The sequence below is a fragment of the Clostridium luticellarii genome (genome assembly GCF_002995845.1).
In the GTDB taxonomy this organism is placed as follows: Bacteria; Bacillota; Clostridia; order Clostridiales; family Clostridiaceae; genus Clostridium_B; species Clostridium_B luticellarii.
In genome coordinates this window covers 1-20,039 of record NZ_PVXP01000004.1, presented here as the reverse complement: position 1 = coordinate 20,039, position 20,039 = coordinate 1, and the positions used below count along the sequence as shown (strand labels likewise).

At 35.6% G+C, this 20,039-nt stretch carries 16 protein-coding genes; 13 read left to right on the top strand and 3 right to left on the bottom strand.

Annotated elements, in window-relative coordinates; all coding sequences use genetic code 11:
- Positions 1-28: 28 nt before the first annotated feature.
- From CLLU_RS02515 to CLLU_RS02505, 3 genes are all read right to left on the bottom strand, one after another.
- Positions 29-397 carry a YraN family protein gene (locus CLLU_RS02515; RefSeq protein ID WP_106008004.1) on the bottom strand — a complete coding sequence of 123 codons (369 nt, stop codon included), beginning with the start codon at positions 395-397 and terminating at the stop codon, positions 29-31.
- A gap of 13 nt (positions 398-410) precedes the next feature.
- Positions 411-605, bottom strand: a complete 195-nt coding sequence (locus CLLU_RS02510) for a hypothetical protein (protein ID WP_106008003.1) — start codon at positions 603-605, stop codon at positions 411-413.
- 129 nt (positions 606-734) lie between these two features.
- Positions 735-2,255, bottom strand: coding sequence for a YifB family Mg chelatase-like AAA ATPase (locus CLLU_RS02505; protein ID WP_106008002.1), 1,521 nt, complete (start codon positions 2,253-2,255; stop codon positions 735-737).
- 184 nt (positions 2,256-2,439) lie between these two features.
- Between CLLU_RS02505 and dprA the strand changes: the two genes are divergently transcribed.
- From dprA to CLLU_RS02440, 13 genes are all read left to right on the top strand, one after another.
- Positions 2,440-3,537 carry a DNA-processing protein DprA gene (gene dprA, locus CLLU_RS02500; RefSeq protein WP_106008001.1) on the top strand — a complete coding sequence of 366 codons (1,098 nt, stop codon included), beginning with the start codon at positions 2,440-2,442 and terminating at the stop codon, positions 3,535-3,537.
- Between the two features lie 238 nt (positions 3,538-3,775).
- Positions 3,776-5,899: a type I DNA topoisomerase gene (gene topA / locus CLLU_RS02495; protein ID WP_106008000.1), complete on the top strand. Its 2,124-nt coding sequence runs from the start codon at positions 3,776-3,778 to the stop codon at positions 5,897-5,899.
- Positions 5,900-6,211: 312 nt separating this feature from the next.
- Entirely contained in the window at positions 6,212-6,988 is a 777-nt protein-coding gene (gene codY, locus CLLU_RS02490; RefSeq protein ID WP_106007999.1) for a GTP-sensing pleiotropic transcriptional regulator CodY, read from the top strand.
- A 163-nt stretch (positions 6,989-7,151) separates the two neighbouring features.
- A complete protein-coding gene (rpsB, locus tag CLLU_RS02485) occupies positions 7,152-7,856 on the top strand; it encodes a 30S ribosomal protein S2 (RefSeq protein ID WP_106007998.1) in 705 nt (234 codons plus the stop codon).
- Positions 7,857-8,095: 239 nt separating this feature from the next.
- Entirely contained in the window at positions 8,096-9,016 is a 921-nt protein-coding gene (gene tsf / locus CLLU_RS02480; protein ID WP_106007997.1) for a translation elongation factor Ts, read from the top strand.
- Positions 9,017-9,118: 102 nt separating this feature from the next.
- Complete coding sequence (gene pyrH / locus CLLU_RS02475; protein WP_106007996.1) at positions 9,119-9,832, top strand: UMP kinase; 714 nt, start codon at positions 9,119-9,121, stop codon at positions 9,830-9,832.
- Positions 9,833-9,850: 18 nt separating this feature from the next.
- Positions 9,851-10,408, top strand: a complete 558-nt coding sequence (frr, locus tag CLLU_RS02470) for a ribosome recycling factor (RefSeq protein WP_106007995.1) — start codon at positions 9,851-9,853, stop codon at positions 10,406-10,408.
- Positions 10,409-10,530: 122 nt separating this feature from the next.
- Positions 10,531-11,298: an isoprenyl transferase gene (locus CLLU_RS02465; protein ID WP_106007994.1), complete on the top strand. Its 768-nt coding sequence runs from the start codon at positions 10,531-10,533 to the stop codon at positions 11,296-11,298.
- A gap of 40 nt (positions 11,299-11,338) precedes the next feature.
- Positions 11,339-12,136, top strand: a complete 798-nt coding sequence (locus CLLU_RS02460) for a phosphatidate cytidylyltransferase (protein WP_106007993.1) — start codon at positions 11,339-11,341, stop codon at positions 12,134-12,136.
- Between the two features lie 119 nt (positions 12,137-12,255).
- On the top strand, positions 12,256-13,413 hold the full coding sequence (locus CLLU_RS02455; RefSeq protein WP_106007992.1) for a 1-deoxy-D-xylulose-5-phosphate reductoisomerase: 1,158 nt from the start codon (positions 12,256-12,258) through the stop codon (positions 13,411-13,413).
- Positions 13,414-13,436: 23 nt separating this feature from the next.
- On the top strand, positions 13,437-14,447 hold the full coding sequence (gene rseP / locus CLLU_RS02450) for an RIP metalloprotease RseP (protein WP_106007991.1): 1,011 nt from the start codon (positions 13,437-13,439) through the stop codon (positions 14,445-14,447).
- 24 nt (positions 14,448-14,471) lie between these two features.
- Positions 14,472-15,521 (top strand): flavodoxin-dependent (E)-4-hydroxy-3-methylbut-2-enyl-diphosphate synthase, encoded by a 1,050-nt coding sequence (gene ispG, locus CLLU_RS02445; RefSeq protein WP_106007990.1) that lies wholly within the window; start codon positions 14,472-14,474, stop codon positions 15,519-15,521.
- A gap of 60 nt (positions 15,522-15,581) precedes the next feature.
- Complete coding sequence (locus CLLU_RS02440) at positions 15,582-19,901, top strand: PolC-type DNA polymerase III (protein WP_106007989.1); 4,320 nt, start codon at positions 15,582-15,584, stop codon at positions 19,899-19,901.
- Positions 19,902-20,039 lie beyond the last annotated feature (138 nt).

The following is a 20,039-nucleotide window of genomic DNA, read 5'->3' as shown; positions in this document are numbered from 1 at the left end:
ATAGTTGAGAACCGAAAAAACGGATGGGCTATATCTGAAAGGCATCTTTGATGAGTTTTATGGATGGAATATTGTTGTAGGTATTGAATATTATTTCTATGACATCAAATCTAAAATTGAATTTAAATAGTTTCTTTTTAATTATGTACATATTGGCTGTTCTATATATCTTGATACGCTTAGGATAATTTACAGCCTCACAGGGGTTTCCATATAATTTGTCATAGCGGGATTTGACTTCTATAAAACAAAGATAACTCCCGTCCTTGCCTATAATATCAACTTCACCTGTTTTACAGCGAAAATTCCTCTCTAATATGATGTATCCGTTTTCTTTTAAATAATTTTCAGCTACATCTTCACCCAGGGAACCTATATCTTTATTGAAGGAATACATAGATCTCCACCTTTCATCTTAATATATACATTGGACTTGTTTTTAAATTACTGATAAGGTTTGGTATATATATATTTATGCAAATCAATAAGAAGAATATGGAAAGTACCCACCCTATGCTTATTATATCACTGTTCTTCCCTCTTATTCCCATAAAAATTAATAGTGCACCTATGATGAGACCCAATATGACCATGAAAAAATACATATAATATTCTCCCTTCTTTATAATAATTTATGGATTGCATTCAATTACATATATATTATACATTTTTTGTAAATATAAATAAAGTAATTTTTTCAAAAAAATAGAAATAAAGTTACAGGGCTAATTACTCTATATGAAATTATCGCTTATAAATTTCCGGTAGTGGAGAGCTTCAATTAAATGAGACTCTTTTATGGATTCACTGAGATCCAAATCTGCTATTGTCCGGGAGACTTTTAAAATTTTACTGTAGGCTCTAGTTGTCAGATTATATTTGGAATATACTTTTTCAAGTAGTTTTAAAGAATTTCCGCCTAGTTCGCAATATTTTTTTATAAGAACACTGTTCATTTCAGAATTAAAGTATATTCCTTGATTTTTAAATCTTTTCTTTTGGATCTTACGGGCGTTTTCCACCCGCTTCCTGATCAATTTAGAGGATTCACTTTTTTTGTAGTCCTGTATACTTTTAAAATCTAAAGAATTTACAAAAGTGAACAGATCTATTCTGTCCATAATTGGACTGGACAATTTAGATATATATCTTCTCCTCTCATAGTCCGTACATGTACACGGCTTTTCAGAAGCAAAGTTTCCACAAGGACAGGGGTTAGTGGCCATTATGGTCATAAAATTACAGGGAAATGAAACTCTGCCGGAAGCTCTGTTTATCACTATTTTTTTTTCTTCCAGCGGCTGCCTTAAGACTTCCAGTACATTTTTTTTGAATTCAAGTACTTCATCCAGAAAGAGTATGCCGTTGTGAGCCAGAGATATTTCTCCAGGCATTAAATTATTTCCACCGCCTATCAGGGAAATTGTTGTACTGGTATGATGTGGATTTCTAAAAGGCGGCCTTATTATAAGGCCTTCATTTACATTTAAATTTCCTGTTACGCTGTATATCTTGGTGACCTCCAGAGATTTTTCATAACTCAAATCCGGGAGTATGGTTGGAACTCTTTTGGCCATCATGGTTTTACCAGACCCCGGCGGACCCGCCATAAGTATATTGTGATTTCCTGCACAGGCCACTTCTAAAGCTCTTTTACAGCCTTCCTGGCCAAATACATCTGAGAAATCCAGAGAAGGACTCAGGAATTTAGATGTTTTCCTTTTATGTTTGTAGGGCATTAAATCCCTGTATTTTATAAAATATGCTATCTGTTTTAAGTTTTCAAAAGCATAGCAGTTGGCACCTTTTATAGAAGAACATTCTTCTGCATTCTCAAAGGGTACAATGAAATTTTTGATGTGGTTTCTTATACCTTCCAGTGTTATGGGAAGTACCCCTCTTACCTTGTTCAAAGTACCGGACAGTGAAAGCTCTCCCAGTATTAAAAACTTTTCCCAGTCATTGAAATTCATCTGACCTGTACATATTAGTATTCCCAGAGCTATGGGAAGATCAAATAGCGAACCTGCTTTTTTCATATCTGCAGGAGCCAGATTAACTACTATTTTCTTTATGGGAAATTCAAATCCTGAATTTATTATGGAAGCTCTCACTCTTTCTTTGGATTCTTTTACGGAAGTATCTGCCAGACCAACTATGTTGAAAGATGGAAGTCCTCTTTCAATGTCAACCTCTACTGAAACTATACTTCCTTCTATACCTAAGAAGGAGGAAGTATTTAATTTAACTGCCACCACGTTATCACCTCAGCTTAATTCTTGACAATAATATTTTGTTTTAAACTCTCGAAGATAAAACTTGAAGGATCTGAATAAAATAATTGTAGTATGAACATAATTTTTACATATGAAGAAAGGCATTTTTTATAGGCAGGCCCTACCTGGACCTGAGAATTATTTGATGGGATGTGAATTGTTTATGGACATATACGATCTGTGGTTTTCTTCTGTAAAAATATCAAACAAGATAAAAAATAGTATTTTGAAAAAATTTAAAAGCACAAGGCAAATATATATACATAGTATTTATAATGATAATTCTGTATTTTTAGGAGAGAATTGTGGTAAAATATGTGGAGAATTTAAAAAAGCCTGGAACAAGTATGAATTAGAGAGTTTGATGGAGTATTCCTTGAAAAAGGGCATTGATACTGTAAACTGCTGTGATAAAAATTATCCTGCTAGATTGAAAAATTATGACGATTCTCCTGCAATTTTATTTTATAGGGGGGACATTGAAAGACTGAAACAGGTGAGCGTGGGTATGGTTGGAGCCAGAAACTGCAGCCTGTATGGAAGAAATGTGGCTTCTCTTCTGGGAAAGGAAGTTTCTTCAAATAATGTAAATATAATAAGTGGTATGGCAAGAGGAATTGACAGTTGCTGTCATAGGGCCGCCGTTGAAAATGACGGATATACCTGTGCTGTTCTTGGTTCAGGTTTAGATGTGATATACCCCAGAGAAAATGCAAAATTATATGACGGCATTTTGGAAAATGGATGTATACTTTCTGAATTTATGCCAAAGACTAAGCCATATTCCTATAATTTCCCCATGAGGAACAGAATTATAAGCGGCTTGAGCGATTTGGTGATTGTAATTGAAGCGGGAAATAAAAGTGGAGCTTTAATAACAGCCGGCTGTGCTCTGGAACAGGGAAAAGACGTGATGGCAGTTCCGGGTTCCATATTTTCTCCCCAGAGCAAAGGTACAAATACGCTTATAAGAGAGGGAGCACATGTATTTACCTGTCTGGAGGATTTGTTTCAGATGCTTCCAGTAAGATACATGAAGGAGAGATATGCAAAAGAGAGTACATTAAATGCCACACAGGAAAAAATATGTAAACTTATTGGACACATTCCCATGCATATAGATGAAATATGCAGGATAACTAATATTGACATAAAACGATTATATGAGTTATTATTTGAATTGCAACTAAATGGTAAGATAATATGTCTTCAAGGAAACTACTATGTAAATGTTAAGTGTAGTAAAGACGTTATGAATTGATTCTAAATCGAGGCTGAGTTTTATCATATGGCGCATTTTACAGCGGCTCAGGAGAATTTGTATGTATAGGGTTGTTATTTCTGCCCATGTTTAATTTTACTGAGTTGTGTTATTATAAAATAATGACTGTGACGAGATAAAATAGTATAATAAATATTTATATGGTTAAAATAAGGTTCATGGTTAAAATAAGGGGGTGTAGACTCTGACATAAATTTAAAAATGTTCAGAGTATAATATGGGACAAAAATTAGTTATAGTTGAATCACCGGCTAAGGCTAAAACTATAGGAAAATATCTAGGTAAAAATTACGTGGTGAAAGCTTCCATGGGTCATGTAAGAGATCTTCCCAAAAGTCAATTGGGAGTTGATATAGATAATGAATACAATCCTAAGTATATAACGATAAGGGGCAAAGGAGAACTTTTAGACAAACTTAAGCGAGAGGCAAAAAAAAGTGAAAAAGTATATCTGGCAACAGACCCTGATAGGGAAGGAGAGGCAATTTCATGGCATTTGGCCCATGCACTTAAACTAAGTGAAAGTGAAAGGTGCAGAATAGAATTTCATGAAATCACTAAAAATGCCATAAAAAGCTCTATAAAATCACCTAGAGTTATAAATATAAATTTAGTCAATGCCCAGCAGGCTAGGAGGGTATTGGATAGACTGGTGGGATATAAGATAAGCCCTATACTTTGGAAAAAAATCAAATGGGGCTTGAGTGCCGGAAGGGTACAGTCTGTGGCACTTAAAATGATATGTGAAAGAGAAAAAAATATAATAGATTTTAAACCTCAGGAATATTGGACTGTAGAATGTGAGCTTCATAAAAAATCTGAAGTCAAATGTTTTAATGCAAAGCTCACTACTTTTAACGGTAAAAAAATTGAGATTGGAACTAAAGATGAAGTGGATAAAATTATAAAAGAGCTGGAGGAAGGTCAGTTTATTGTAAAATCCATTAGGACAACACATAAGAACAAGACTCCTCTTCCACCTTTTATTACCAGTACGTTACAGCAGGATGCCTATAAAAAATTAAATTTTTCCACTAAAAAAACCATGGCTGTGGCTCAGCAGCTGTATGAAGGAATAGATATAAAGGGTTATGGAACTGTTGGACTTATAACTTATATGAGAACTGATTCGGTGAGGATTTCAAGAGAGGCTCAGGATGCCTGCAGGGAGTTTGTGGTAAATAAATTTGGAAAGGAATATATAGAAGAAAAGCCCAGAAATTTTAAAAGCAAAAAAAATATACAGGATGCTCATGAGGCCATAAGACCAACTAATATAGAGATAGAACCTGACAGGGCCAAAGAAAATTTAAAACCGGAACAGTATAAACTCTATAAATTGATATGGAACAGATTTTTGGCAAGTCAGATGGCTTCTTCAAAAATTGATGTTACTTCCATAAATATACTTAACAATAAGTATGGATTGAAAGTCAGCGGATCCCAGGTGAAATTTGACGGGTTTATGAAAGTGTATGAATATACCACTGAAGATGAAAAATCCGGCAGTACTTTGCCAAAACTTGAGAAGGATGAACTGCTTTTTAAGAAGTCCATAAATGGAAAACAGCATTTTACACAGCCTCCGGCTAGATTTTCAGAAGCTTCTCTTGTAAAGACACTTGAGGAAAATGGTATAGGAAGACCTAGTACTTATGCTCCGATATTGTCCACGCTTTTGGATAGAAAATATGTACAGAGAGAAAAAAAGACCTTGATTCCTACAGAATTGGGAAATATAGTAAATAACATATTGAGTGAATATTTTAAGCAAATAGTGGATGTGGAATTTACCGCGGAAATGGAATCCAAATTGGACAGTGTGGAAGAGGGAAAGGATAATTGGAGAAAGGTGGTGGATGAATTTTACCATCCTCTGAAAAAATCCATAGAAGTGGCTGAAAAAGAAGTGGCCAAGATTACCATAGAAGATAAGGTGACGGATATAAAATGCGATAAATGCGGAAGAAATATGGTAATAAAACATGGGAGGTTTGGAGACTTTTTAGCATGTCCAGGATATCCTGAATGTAAAAACACAAAACCAATAGTTGAAGAATTGGATGTAGAATGTCCAAAATGCGGCGGAAAAGTTCTGGTAAAGAGGAGCAGAAAGGGCAGAAAATTTTATGGATGCAGTAATTATCCAAAGTGCGATTTTGTAAGCTGGTTTGAACCCGTGAAAGATAAATGCAGTGTATGTGGAAGCTATATGGTAAAAAAGTACAGCAAAGCCAGGGGAAATTATTTGGAGTGCTCTAATGTAGAATGTAAGCACAGGGAGTATCAGAATGAGAAAAATGGTGATAAAGATGACAAAATATCCGAGAAAAACGGATAGAATTTAAAATCAACAGTGAATTAAGTCGAAAATACAGTTTAATTATAGATTAGAGGTCTATATTAAACTGTATTTTAATTATATTATCAAATATAGTTGAATTATAACAACTGTTATGTTATGATAATTAATGTATAAAGAACAATTCTAAATATTTTAAAAAATCCAAAATATTAAAAATATTGGTGATTGTTTCATACTACCTTATGGTTCAAAACTTTGGGAATAAGAATTTTCAGTAGGAATATAGTAGAAGCTGAGTATGCAGCACTATAGGTAAAGTAAAATTGGTAATTACAAGGAGGACTGTAAATGACAACACTATTAGACAAAACAAGAAAGCTGAATAAGATATTACAAAAATCAGGAACGGAACCGGTAGTCTTTGATGACATATGTAAATTGTTAAGTGAAGTTTTAGGATGTAATATTTACATCATAAGTAGAAGAGGAAAGATATTGGGATATAATTTCCCGGATGGGTTTGAATGTGATATTGTTAAAGACAAGATAATAAGTGAAATGAAATTTCCAGAACATTACAACAATAAACTTCTAAATGCTCGTGAAACCATACCTAATTTAGCCAATCATGGGATATGTGTTTTTGAAGATGGAAGCCCCTGTAATGTGGATAATAAATTAACAACTATAGTCCCTATAGTTGGAAATAGAGAAAGACTGGGGACTTTGCTATTGGCAAGTTTTGGAGAGAGGTTTGTGGATGAGGATCTTATATTGGCAGAATACAGTGCTACCATAATAGGACTTGAAATATTAAGGGCTAAAAATGATGAGATAGAGGAAGAGGCAAGAAAAAAGGCTGTAGTTCAATTGGCAATAGGAACACTTTCCTATTCTGAGCTGGAAGCAGTGGAACACATATTCAACGAACTGGATGGGAATGAGGGACTGCTTGTGGCTTCAAAAATAGCAGATAAGGTTGGAATAACCAGATCTGTAATTGTAAATGCACTTAGAAAATTTGAAAGCGCTGGAGTAATAGAATCTAGATCTCTTGGAATGAAAGGAACCCATATTAAAATACTGAATGAAAAATTATTAGATGAACTAAAAAAAATAAAGTAACATAAAAAATGGATTAAATCCATTTTTTTGTTGAATACAAACAGACATTATGATATACTACAAAAGGTATTAAAATACACACATTATCTAATTCATAGTAAGGTGCTGTTAGTCATCTATGAATATGAGGGTAATGGAGGAAAAAACCTAGGAGGGAAAATAAATGTCAGTTATTTCTATGAAACAATTATTGGAAGCAGGTGTTCACTTTGGACACCAGACGAGAAGATGGAACCCTAAAATGGCTTCTTACATTTTTACGGAGAGAAATGGAATCTATATAATAGATCTCCAGAAGACAGTGAAAAAAGTTGAAGAAGCTTATGAGTTCATAAAGAAAACTGCAGAAGAGGGAAAAGACATATTGTTTATCGGCACAAAAAAACAAGCTCAGGAAGCTATTCAAGAAGAAGCGAAAAGAAGCAATATGTACTATGTCAATAATAGATGGTTAGGTGGTATGCTCACTAATTTTGTCACTATAAAAGCTAGAATAGGTAAATTAGAGGAACTGGAAAAAATGGAGGAAGATGGAACATTTGAAGTTCTGCCTAAAAAAGAAGTTATAAAATTGAAGAATGAAAAGGAAAAGCTTGAGAAAAATTTGGGCGGAATCAAAAATATGGATGCCAAAAATGTAGGAGCATTATTTGTTGTTGATCCAAGAAAAGAGAAAAATGCTATATCGGAAGCTAAGATTTTAGGAATTCCTGTAGTGGCCATAGTTGATACAAATTGCGATCCTGATGAAGTGGATTATGTTATACCAGGAAATGATGATGCCATAAGAGCTGTGAAATTAATCACATCTAAAGTGGCAGACGCTGTTATGGAAGGAAGACAGGGAGAACAATTAGCTGAAGAATAATTTATTATATTATTATAATGAAAATATACAAAAGTGGTCAAATACAAATGTGAGAGGAGTTGAAAAACCGTTATTTGGCAAACAATTAAATTGCTGAGTTGCCTATAGGGTGGTGATGCATCCGAATTTAAGCCCTAGGAGTGTCGGACCTGAATAAAGTTTAACTTTAGACATTATGAATAGGGAAATAAATATGGGATTTTGCAGAATCCTATATTTTTAGATAACGGAATATGCTTATGATAACTGCACAGATGGTAAAAGAACTCAGAGAGAGAACTGGGGCAGGAATGATGAACTGCAAGAAAGCTTTAAAGGAAGCCGATGGAGATACGGAAAAGGCTATTGAAATATTGAGAGAAAAAGGATTGGCTGCTGCAGCTAAAAAATCCGGCAGAGTGGCTTCTGAAGGACTGGTTAAGACTTATGTTTCAAAAGATGGCAAAGCTGCCTCAATAGTAGAAGTAAACTGTGAAACTGATTTTGTGGCAGTGAATTCAGACTTTGTAAGCTTTGTTGATAATTTGGCAAAACAGGTGGCTGATTCCAAAGCTTCCACTGTGGAAGAACTGCTTAAAGAAAAATATATAGTGGACAGCAGTAAAACTGTAGGAGAGACATTGGTGGCCTTAATTGCAAAATTGGGAGAAAATATGGCTGTAAGGCGATTTAAGAGGTTCTCCGTTTCAAAAGGATTGATTCAAAGTTATATTCATGGCGGCGGCAGAATAGGAGTTTTGGTAAAGCTTGAATGTGACAATGAAAGCGATGTACTGGAAGAAGTTGCAAAGGATGTGGCTATGCAGGTAGCTGCTACAAATCCATTGTTTTTAGATAAAAATTCAGTGGATGATGATACTTTGAATAAAGAAAAGGATATATACAGGGTTCAGGCATTGAACGAAGGAAAACCTGAAAAAATTGTAGAGAAGATAATTATGGGAAAAATCCAAAAATACTATAAGGAAAACTGTCTAGTTGAACAGATATGGGTTAAGGATTCTGATCTTACTATTAATAAATACATCAACAGCAAGTCAAAGGAAGTTGGTGCTCCGATAAAAGTGTCCGATTTTGTTAGATTTGAGAAGGGTGAAGGAATAGAGAAGAAGGAAGAGGATTTTGCCGAGGAAGTTCGCAAGCAGATAGAGGGTAAATAGCAACTGAAAAGAGGACACTGGGTGTTCTCTTTTTTTAAGATGTGAAGTATGAGAACTGTGAATTTAAGTTTCACTTTATGATAATTTGGAGGTATAATATATATGAGTTTGGCTAAATACAAGAGAGTAATGCTTAAACTTTCAGGAGAAGCTCTTGCAGGGGAAAAAGGATATGGAATAGATTTTGATGTGGCAAAAAATATAGCTGTTGAAATAAAAGAGCTGATAACTATGGGGGTGTCAGTGGGAATTGTAGTTGGCGGTGGAAATATATGGAGAGGCAGAAGCGGCATTGGAATGGATAGGACAACTGCGGATTATATGGGAATGCTGGCTACGTGTATAAATGCTCTGGCACTTCAGGATTCGCTTGAAAATTTGGGTGTAGTTACTAGAGTGCAGACGGCTATAGAGATGAGAGAGGTAGCTGAGCCTTTTATAAGAAGACGTGCCATGAGACATTTAGAAAAGAACAGAGTTGTTATATTTGCTGCAGGGACGGGAAACCCTTATTTTTCAACCGATACCACAGCCTCCCTTAGAGCTGCGGAAATAGAGGCAGATGTTATACTTCTTGCTAAAAAGGTAGATGGTGTGTATGATAAGGACCCGCATAAATACAATGATGCCAAAAAATTTGATAAATTAACTTACATTGAAGTACTTGAGAAGGGACTTCAAGTTATGGATTCTACAGCTACGTCTCTTTGCATGGACAACAATATACCTATTTTAGTGTTTGGCTTGGATAATCCGGAAAATATAAGAAAGATTGTCATAGGGGAAAAAATTGGCACTATTGTTTGTAGAGAATAAAATTAGGAGGTATTTTGCATGATTAAGGATACTTTGAAAAATGCAGATGAGAAGATGGGGAAAACTATAGAATCATTGAAAAAGGAACTGGCTTCCATGAAGGCTGGAAGAGCCAATCCTGCTATACTGGACAGAATAGAAGCAGAATATTATGGAACAATGACTCCCATAAATCAAATGGGGAACATATCTATTCCGGAAGCTAGAATGCTTGTTATACAGCCCTGGGATAAAAATGCATTAAAAGCCATAGAAAAGGCAATATTAAAATCAGACCTAGGTATAAATCCTTCCAATGATGGAGAGGTCATAAGACTTATGATACCAGAATTAACAGAAGAGACCAGGAAGAATCTGGTAAAGAATGTGAAAAAGTTAGGAGAAGATTCCAAGGTAGCTATAAGAGCAATAAGAAGAGACGGAAATGATAAATTGAAAACACTTAAAAAAGAAAGTGATATTTCTGAAGATGATATAAAAAAAGCTGAAGTGGAAATACAGAAAAAAACTGATAGCTTTATAAAGGACATAGATGGTATAGTTGAGAAGAAAGAAAAAGAAATCATGTCATTATAATAGTTGATCTTTTAAAACCTGCCTACTGCAGGTTTTTTGTCCAATGGGCAGACTTCATCTTAATCCAACAATCGCTTGATTAAAAATAAAATTTTGCAATGATGATGAATGGAGATATACTTATGTTAAAATTTTTTAGGACGGATAGAAAAAAAGAAACTGAAAATAAAGACATATCTATTGATTTAAACAACATTCCAAGACATATAGCTATTATAATGGATGGAAATGGAAGGTGGGCCAAGGAGAGAAATCTTCCGAGAGCCATAGGACATAAAGCGGGAGTGGAAGCTATAAGAGAGGTGGTAAAAGAGTGCAGCGTTTTAAAAGTGAAATACCTTACACTGTATGCTTTTTCCACTGAAAACTGGAAAAGACCTAAAGATGAAATAAACGCACTGATGAGTCTTCTGGCGGAGTACTTGAAAAAAGAATTTAAAGAACTTGATTACAACAATGTAATTATAAATTATATAGGAGATATATCCAAATTACCTGATTTGTGCCAGAGAGAACTTATTGAATCTCATGAAAATACTAAAAATAATACTGGATTGACTTTGAATTTGGCGCTGAACTATGGGGGAAGATATGAGATAGCCAGAGCTTTTAAGTTGATGTATGAGGATATAAAATCAGGGAAAATAAGTGAAGATGACATAAATGAGCATATGATATCAAATTATATGTATACTAGAAATATGCCAGATCCTGATCTCATAATTAGACCAAGCGGAGAACAGCGTTTGAGCAATTTCCTCTTATGGCAGTGCGCATATTCTGAATTTTGGTATTCCAATATAAAGTGGCCGGATTTTAGAAAAGAACATCTCCATAGAGCTATTTTTGATTATCAAAATAGAGACAGAAGGTTTGGCGCAGTGAAGTAAATAATATCAGTAGTTTTGATTTTTGTATGGAGGTATATAGGTGAACAATAGATATTTAGGAGCAATTACACTACTCCCGTTTATTTTAATTTTATTTTTAGGCGGGGTTTACTTAAAATATGGGATTATGATTGTTTCCCTCATGGGAATGTATGAGTTTTACAAGGTGATAAAGGAAAAAGGCATAAATGCCATAAATATAATAGGATATTTGCTCTGTGTAGCATATTATATTACGGTTGGTACTGAAGTAAACTATAAATTCATATTTTTTACCATAACGGTCTCAATATTTATGTTATTGTGTATTCCTGTTTTGGATACGGACTATAATTTTATAGATGTAGCTTGTACTTTATTTGGATTTTTATATGTAGCGCTGTTTTTTAGTTCCATAGTTCTAGTTGACAATGTGCCCTATGGAAAATATTTTGTATGGCTTATCTTCATGTCTGCCTGGGGATGTGATACAGCTGCTTATTATACAGGCAAGCTTTTGGGGAAAAGAAAACTCTGTCCCAAGGTAAGTCCTAAAAAAACTGTAGAGGGTTCTATTGGGGGAATATGTGGAAGTGTAATTATGTGTACCCTGTTTGGATGGTTTGCCGCTAAAAAAGGTGTGCCGATGGCTCTGTATAATTATGTCATAATCGGAGGCTTGTGTGGGACGTTTTGCCAATTCGGCGATTTAACTGCTTCTTCAATAAAAAGATCTGCAGGGGTAAAGGACTACAGCAATTTAATACCCGGGCATGGAGGAATTTTAGACAGGTTTGACAGCATACTTTTTTCAGGAGTAACAGTACTGTATTATTTGATGTTTATAGCTTTTATTTAGGAAGAGAAGTATATTTTATGTACTTCTCTATTATTTATTTTATGGGACAAATATGGTATAGTTAATCGTATTGAAATTACCTGACTTATGGATTTGATTTGAATAAGGAGTTGTTATAGATGAGAAAAATTTCCATACTGGGAGCTACGGGATCTATAGGTACCCAAGCTCTTGATGTATTGAGAAAAGATAGAGAAAATTTTCAGCTTGTAGGGGTATCTGCAAACAGCAATTCAGAAAAGCTCCTGAAGATAGTGGAGGAATTCAAGCCATCTTATGCGGTGCTGACTGAAAGAGAAGCTTACTTAAAATTTAAAGGATATTTTAAGAATAAAAACAGGAATTTTAAAATATTATTTGGTACAGAAGGATTAAATATCATAGCAAGTTTACCCGAAATCGATATGACAGTGACTTCGGTGATGGGCATGTCAGGGCTTGTTCCAACCATAAAAGCTATTGAGGCGGGAAAGGATATAGCATTGGCAAACAAGGAAACCCTTGTTGTGGGCGGAAAACTTGTTACAAAACTTGCAGAGGAAAACAATGTAAAATTGATACCGGTGGATTCAGAACACAGTGCTATTTTCCAGTGCCTTCGGGGAAATAAACACAGTGATGCGGAAAGATTGCTTGTGACTGCTTCTGGAGGCCCTTTTAGGGGAAAAAGCAAAGAAGAACTTTTGAATGTTACCGTTCAGCAGGCTCTAAAGCATCCAAGCTGGCATATGGGGGAAAAAATCACCATAGATTCTGCTACTCTTATGAACAAGGGCTTAGAAGTTATAGAAGCACACTGGCTTTTTGATTTGCCTTATGAGAAAATAAAAGTAGTGGTTCATCCTGAAAGCATAGTTCATTCCATGGTGGAATATAAAGATGGAAGTGTTATAGCACAACTTGCCAGTACTGATATGAGGCTTCCTATTCAGTATGCGCTAAACTATCCTAAAAGGGGTAAAGCTGTAGTAGACAGACTGGACTTTTACAGCTTAAAAAAATTGACTTTTGAAAAGCCTGACATGAACACATTTAGATCGTTGAAACTGGCGTATGAAGCAGGAAAAATTGGTGGAACAATGCCTGCCATATTGAATTGTGCAAATGAAGAAGCTGTTCAATTGTTTCTTTCAAATAAAATTAAGTTTCTGGATATAAGCAATATAGTGGAGGAGTGTATGAATAAATTTTCCCCTAAAGATAATTTTGAATTGAAGGATTTGCTCTATATAGAAATAAAAATCAAAGAATATGTAAAAACTAAATTTGGTAAATAAGAATGTGATTAGGAGGAATAGATTTGTATATAATAGCGGCTATAATAGCCTTTGGGGTTTTGATCATAATTCATGAACTGGGACATTTTATAATGGCGAAAGTGAATGGAGTAAAAGTAGAAGAATTTTCCATAGGAATGGGCCCAAAACTTTTTGGAATAAAGGGGAAAGAGACGGAATACCTGATAAAGCTGCTTCCAATTGGCGGTTATGTGAAGATGCTTGGAGATGAGGGTAAAAGCGATGATCCAAGGGCTTTTAACAATAAGAGCTCTCTTAGAAAACTCAGTGTTGTAATAGCAGGTCCTATAATGAATCTAGTACTTGGAGTAGTGTTATTTTCAATTATTGCTTCCGCTAGAGGTTATGTGGCACCGATAGTAAAAAGTACAATCCCAGATCAACCTGCAGCTGTAGCAGGTATCAAGCCTGGAGATAGAATAACCAGGGTCAACAATTCAAAGATTTCAACCTGGGAGGATTTTATAACTCAAGTATATACTGTAGGTGGAAAGCCCATTAATATATCCTATGAGAGACAGGGTACTTTAAGACAGGCAACAGTTATTCCTATGAAGAATAAAGCGGAAAATAGATATATGGTGGGAATAGAAGGTACGCAGGTGACCAGTCCCAATCTTGGCCAGTCCATATCCTATGGATTCATAGAGACCAAATCCCTTATAAAACAGACTTTTAGCTTTTTTAAGATACTGTTTAGTGGAAAGGCATCAATGAATGACGTAGGTGGTCCTGTGACTATAATAAAAATTTCCGGGGCGGCAGCAAAAGCCGGCATATTGAGTTTACTTGCTTTTTCAGCATATATTAGTGTCCAGCTCGCTATATTCAATATAATACCATTTCCAGCACTGGATGGAGGATATATATTTCTATTCCTATTTGAAATAATAACGGGGAAAAAGGTGGATGACAATAAGGTTGGAATGATAAATTATGTGGGATTTGCCATACTCATGGCTCTTATGGTGGTTGTAACTGTAAAAGACATACTTTATCCTATAAAATTTTAGTGAATCAGCTCAGGTGGTGAGGTAATGAACAGGTTGGAGACCAAGAAGATAAAAATTGGAAAATTGTATATAGGAGGAGATTCACCCATAGCGGTGCAGTCTATGACCAATACGGATACAAGGGATGTAAAAGCTACTGTGGCTCAGATAGAGCAATTGAAAAAAGCAGGATGCCATATAGTGAGGTGTGCGGTTCCGGATGAAAAAGCCTCCAGTGCGCTTAAACAGATTGTGAAAAAAGTGGATATACCCCTTGTAGCAGATATACATTTTGATTACAGGTTAGCTCTCAGTTCTATGGAAAACGGAATTTCAGCTTTAAGAATAAACCCTGGAAATATCGGGGACATATATAAGGTAAGGAAAGTGGCAAGAGAGGCTGAAAATATGAAAATTCCGATTAGAGTGGGAGTTAATTCTGGATCTCTCAAAAAAGATATTTTAAATAAATACGGTGGTGTATGTGCTGATGCACTTGTAGAGAGTGCATTGGAGCATGTTAGAATACTGGAAAATGTTGGATTTTACCGTACGGTTATATCCATAAAATCCTCCCATGTAGGACAGATGGTGGAAAGCTACAGGAAAATATCGAATATCGTAGACTATCCACTGCATTTGGGGGTAACTGAGGCAGGTACTGTCTGGAGGGGGACTATAAAATCAGCTGTTGGAATAGGAACTCTTTTAATGGAAGGCATAGGCGATACCATAAGGGTGTCTCTTACTGGAGATCCTGTAGAAGAGGTGAAGGCGGGAAGGGAAATATTAAAATCCTGCGGATTATTGAAAGAAGGTATTGAATTTATATCCTGTCCTACCTGCGGCAGAACTGAGATCAATTTGATTGAAATAGCCAGAGAAGTAGAAAAAAGACTCTTAAATGTGCATAAAAATATAAAAGTGGCTGTTATGGGATGTGTAGTAAATGGACCGGGAGAAGCAAGGGAAGCGGATATAGGCATAGCTGGAGGAAAAGGAGAGGGACTCATATTTAAAAAGGGGAAGATAGTGAAAAAGGTTAAAGAAGATGATTTGGTGGAAGCTCTTATGGAGGAAATAGAAAAAATTTAATTATTGGAAATTGTGAGTTGTGCACTGTACGTTGTGAATTGACAAAAGGGTGGGTGAATGATGAGCCTGGATATTGTGAAAATTTTACAAAAGGATTTAAATTGTAACAGTGATACTCTGGAAGAAAATATAGAACTTCTAAAGATACAGTATTTAAAAAAGAGCAATAAATTAAAAGTGATAGTCAAATCAAGGGAAAATTTGAATCAAAGTGTACAGAGTAAAATAAAGAGCATAGTCAATAAAAAACTTGGAGATTTTTTCAATATTGATCTCATATGCTACAGGGATATATCCAATGTATCTTTGAAAGAGATAAGTGAAGATTATTGGATTCAGCTGGTAGACGTGATAAGCTCATATATACCTGTCTGCAGAGATTTTTTACTGAGATCATCCAGAAAAGTAGAAGGAGATATAATTAATATTTCCAGTGGGAATGAATTCATATGCAATTTATTGAAGAACAAGAGCATAGAAAAACTCATGGCCAGAAGTGTGAGAAATATATTTGGAGTGAACTGTTCCGTAACATTGAATTATAATGAAAGTCTCAATATGGAAAATTATCTGGAAGAAAGCCAGAAAGAAGACAAAAAGTACATAGAAGATATTTTGAATTGCAAAAACGTGTCAGATGGAAATGGTGTGGGACCGCAAAAGTTTAAACAAAATGGCCGGAATAAAATACCTTCACGGGAAAGCGAAAACTCTGACAGGGGAAATATAATAGTGGGAAAAAGCATAAATGGAGATATCACGGATATTCGAAGCATAACGGAGGTTTCCAAATCAATTGTCATAAAAGGAGATATATTTAAAAGAGAGATTATAGAGACAAAAACCGGGAGGAAAATAATAACTTTTTATATAACTGACTATACCAGTTCCATTATTGTGAAACTTTTTCCCAGACCTAAGGATGCAGATAGATTGATAGATGAAATAAAAGAAGGTCTTTTCTGTATGGTAAGGGGTGAGGTGGTAAATGATATTTATGCCAGAGAATTGGTGATAATGGCCAGAGATATAGTGAAAACCAGGAAAAAGATAAAACAGGATAATGCACCTAAAAAAAGAGTGGAACTTCACCTTCATACTCAAATGAGTGCCATGGATGCGGTTAGTTCAGCCTCAAGCCTTATTGAAAGGGCAGCCAACTGGAATCATAGGGCTATTGCCATAACTGATCATGGAGTGGTTCAGGCCTATCCGGAAGCCATGGAGGCTGCCAAGAAAAATGATATTAAAATAATATACGGCATAGAGTCCTACCTGGTGGATGATGGTGTACCTATTACTATAAACGGTGACGATAGAACTTTAGATGACACCTATGTGATTTTTGACATTGAAACTACAGGCTTTTCCAGTATAAATGACAGTATAATAGAGATAGGAGCAGTCAAGATAAAGGGTGGAGAGGTAGTTGGTAAATTCAGTGAGTTTGTAAATCCAGAGAGAAAAATACCTTATCGTATTGTAGAGCTTACGGGAATCACAGATGAAATGGTGGAAAACTGTTCTAATATAAAAAGTATTCTGCCTGAATTTATGAAATTTATAGGAGATTCCGTAGTGGTGGCACATAATGCAAATTTTGATGTGGGATTTATAAAAAAGAACTGCAGCGATTTGAATTTAAAATTTCAAAATCCTGTTATGGATACTATTCCGCTTTGTAAGTTTTTATTTCCGGAGCTGAAGAAATTCAAGCTGAACATAGTGGCAAAGCATCTTGGAATATCGCTGGAAAATCACCACAGAGCAGTGGATGATGCTGGAGCTACCTGTGATATACTTTTGCAATGTTTTAAAATTTTAAGGGAAAGGGATATTTTAAATCTTGGCAGGTTAAATGAGGAATTCCTGAAAAATATAGATATAAAAAAGCAAACCATGTACCATCTTATAATATTGGTTAAAAATCAGACTGGTCTTAAGAATCTATATAAGCTGGTGTCAAAATCGAATTTGGACTATTTTTTTAAAAAACCCAGAATGCCAAAGAGTCTGATAACCAGATACAGGGATGGGCTTATAATAGGAAGTGCCTGTGAGGCAGGCCAGGTCTATAAGGAGGTATTATCCGGAAAAAGTGATGAAGAATTAAAGGATATGTTGAGTTTTTATGATTATTTGGAAATACAGCCCATAGGAAATAATATGTTTCTAGTAAAAAACGGCCTGGTTAAAGATGAAAATGAGCTTAAAGATATAAACAGAAGAATATGTGAATTGGCAGAAAAAAATAACATGCCCGTGGTGGCTACCTGCGATGTACATTTTATGGATCCTGAAGATGAGGTGTTCAGGCGTATAATAATGTCAGGTCAGGGATACTCTGATGCAGATAATCAACCGCCTCTTTATTTTAGAACCACAGAGGAAATGCTTTCTGAATTTCAATATTTAGGCAGAGAAAAGGCAGAAGAGGTAGTTGTGGAAAATACCAATAAAATTGCCGATATGATAGGAGAGGTAAAACCCATACCTGATGAAACCTTTCCGCCTAAGATTGAAGGAGCTGAAGAGCAGATAAAGAGTATGACCTTAAAAAAAGTACATTCTATTTACGGGGAGAAGCTGCCTGAAATTGTTCAGGAAAGATTGGATAGAGAATTGAACTCCATAATAAATAATGGATATGCTGTACTTTATCTGATTGCGGAAAAGCTGGTTGCAAAATCCTATAAAGATGGTTATTTAGTTGGCTCCAGAGGATCCGTGGGTTCTTCACTGGTGGCAACTATGTCCAATATTACAGAAGTAAATGGACTGCCGCCCCACTATGTATGTCCTAAATGTAAGTACAGTGAATTTTTCACAGATGGTTCCATAGGAGCGGGAGTGGATATGCCTGAAAAGAACTGTCCTAAATGTGGTGAGAAACTTAAAAGAGATGGATATGACATACCTTTTGAAACATTTCTGGGATTTGCAGGGGACAAAGAACCTGATATAGATTTGAATTTTTCCGGGGAGTATCAGCCTGTGGTACATAAGTACACAGAAGTGCTGTTTGGCCAGGGCCACGTATTTAGAGCAGGAACTATAGGAACCATAGCGGAAAAAACCGCCTACGGGTATGTAAAAAAATATTTGTCAGAAAAAAATATGATTGTACCTCAGGCTGAGGTAGAAAGACTTACAAGAGGATGTACGGGTATAAAAAGGACTACCGGGCAGCACCCAGGAGGGGTTATGGTAGTTCCCAGTGATAATGAGATATATAATTTTACACCCGTGCAGCATCCTGCAGATGACAATGATACGGATATAATAACGACTCATTTTGATTATCATTCTATAAGTGGAAGACTTCTGAAATTGGATATACTGGGCCATGATGATCCTACAGTGCTTAGAATGCTTCAGGATTTAACGGGAATTGACCCAAAAACCATACCTCTTGGAGATCATAAGGTGATGAGCTTATTTACATCTACTGATGCACTTGGGGTTACGAAAGAAGAACTTGGCTGTCCTGTGGGAACCTATGGGCTGCCTGAATTTGGAACTAAATTTGTAAGGCAGATGCTGCTGGACACCCATCCTAAAACTTTTTCCGATCTGGTGAGGATATCAGGGTTGTCCCACGGAACAGATGTATGGATAAATAATGCCCAGTATTATATAAAGGAAGGATACACCACCCTTAAGGACTGCATAGCCTGTAGAGATGATATAATGATGTATTTGCTCCATAAAGGACTTCCTCCAAAGATGTCTTTTACCATAATGGAAAAGGTGAGAAAAGGAAAAGGACTTAAAGAAGAATATGAAAAAGAAATGAGGAAGCACGGTGTTCCAGACTGGTATATTGAGTCCTGTAAAAAGATAAAGTATATGTTTCCAAAGGGTCATGCAGTGGCTTATGTAATGATGGCAGTCAGGATAGCATATTTTAAAGTGTATTACCCCAAAGCATATTATGCCACTTATTTTACCGTAAGGGCGGATGAATTTGACGCTGATATTGTGGCTCAAGGTGAAGATGCCATAGAGAAGAAGAGAGATGAGCTCTATGGGATGGGAAATAATGCAACTCAAAAAGACAAGGGACTCATTACAATATTGGAATTGTGCTATGAAATGTACAAGAGAGGCATAAAGTTTTTGAAGGTGGATCTGTATAAATCCAGTGCAGATAGATTTTTAATAGAGGAGGAAGGGATAAGAATTCCAATAAATGCTCTGGCCGGTGTTGGTGAAAATGCTGCTAAAAATATAGTGGAGGCCAGAGAAAAAGGGGAATTTATATCTAAAGAGGATTTGAGAATGAGGGCAGGAGTTTCCAAAACCGTAATAGAAACTCTGGATAGATATGGAGCCTTAAGAGGAATGTCTGAAACTAATCAGCTCTCTCTATTTGCATAGATTTTGTAATTTAATATACTTAATATTTAATTAGAGGCATATATTGTGTAGAAACCATCTATAGATTGGATTTTACATGATATATGCCTCTATTGTGCTTGTATTATAGTAAAAATATTATGACAAAAGACATAAATA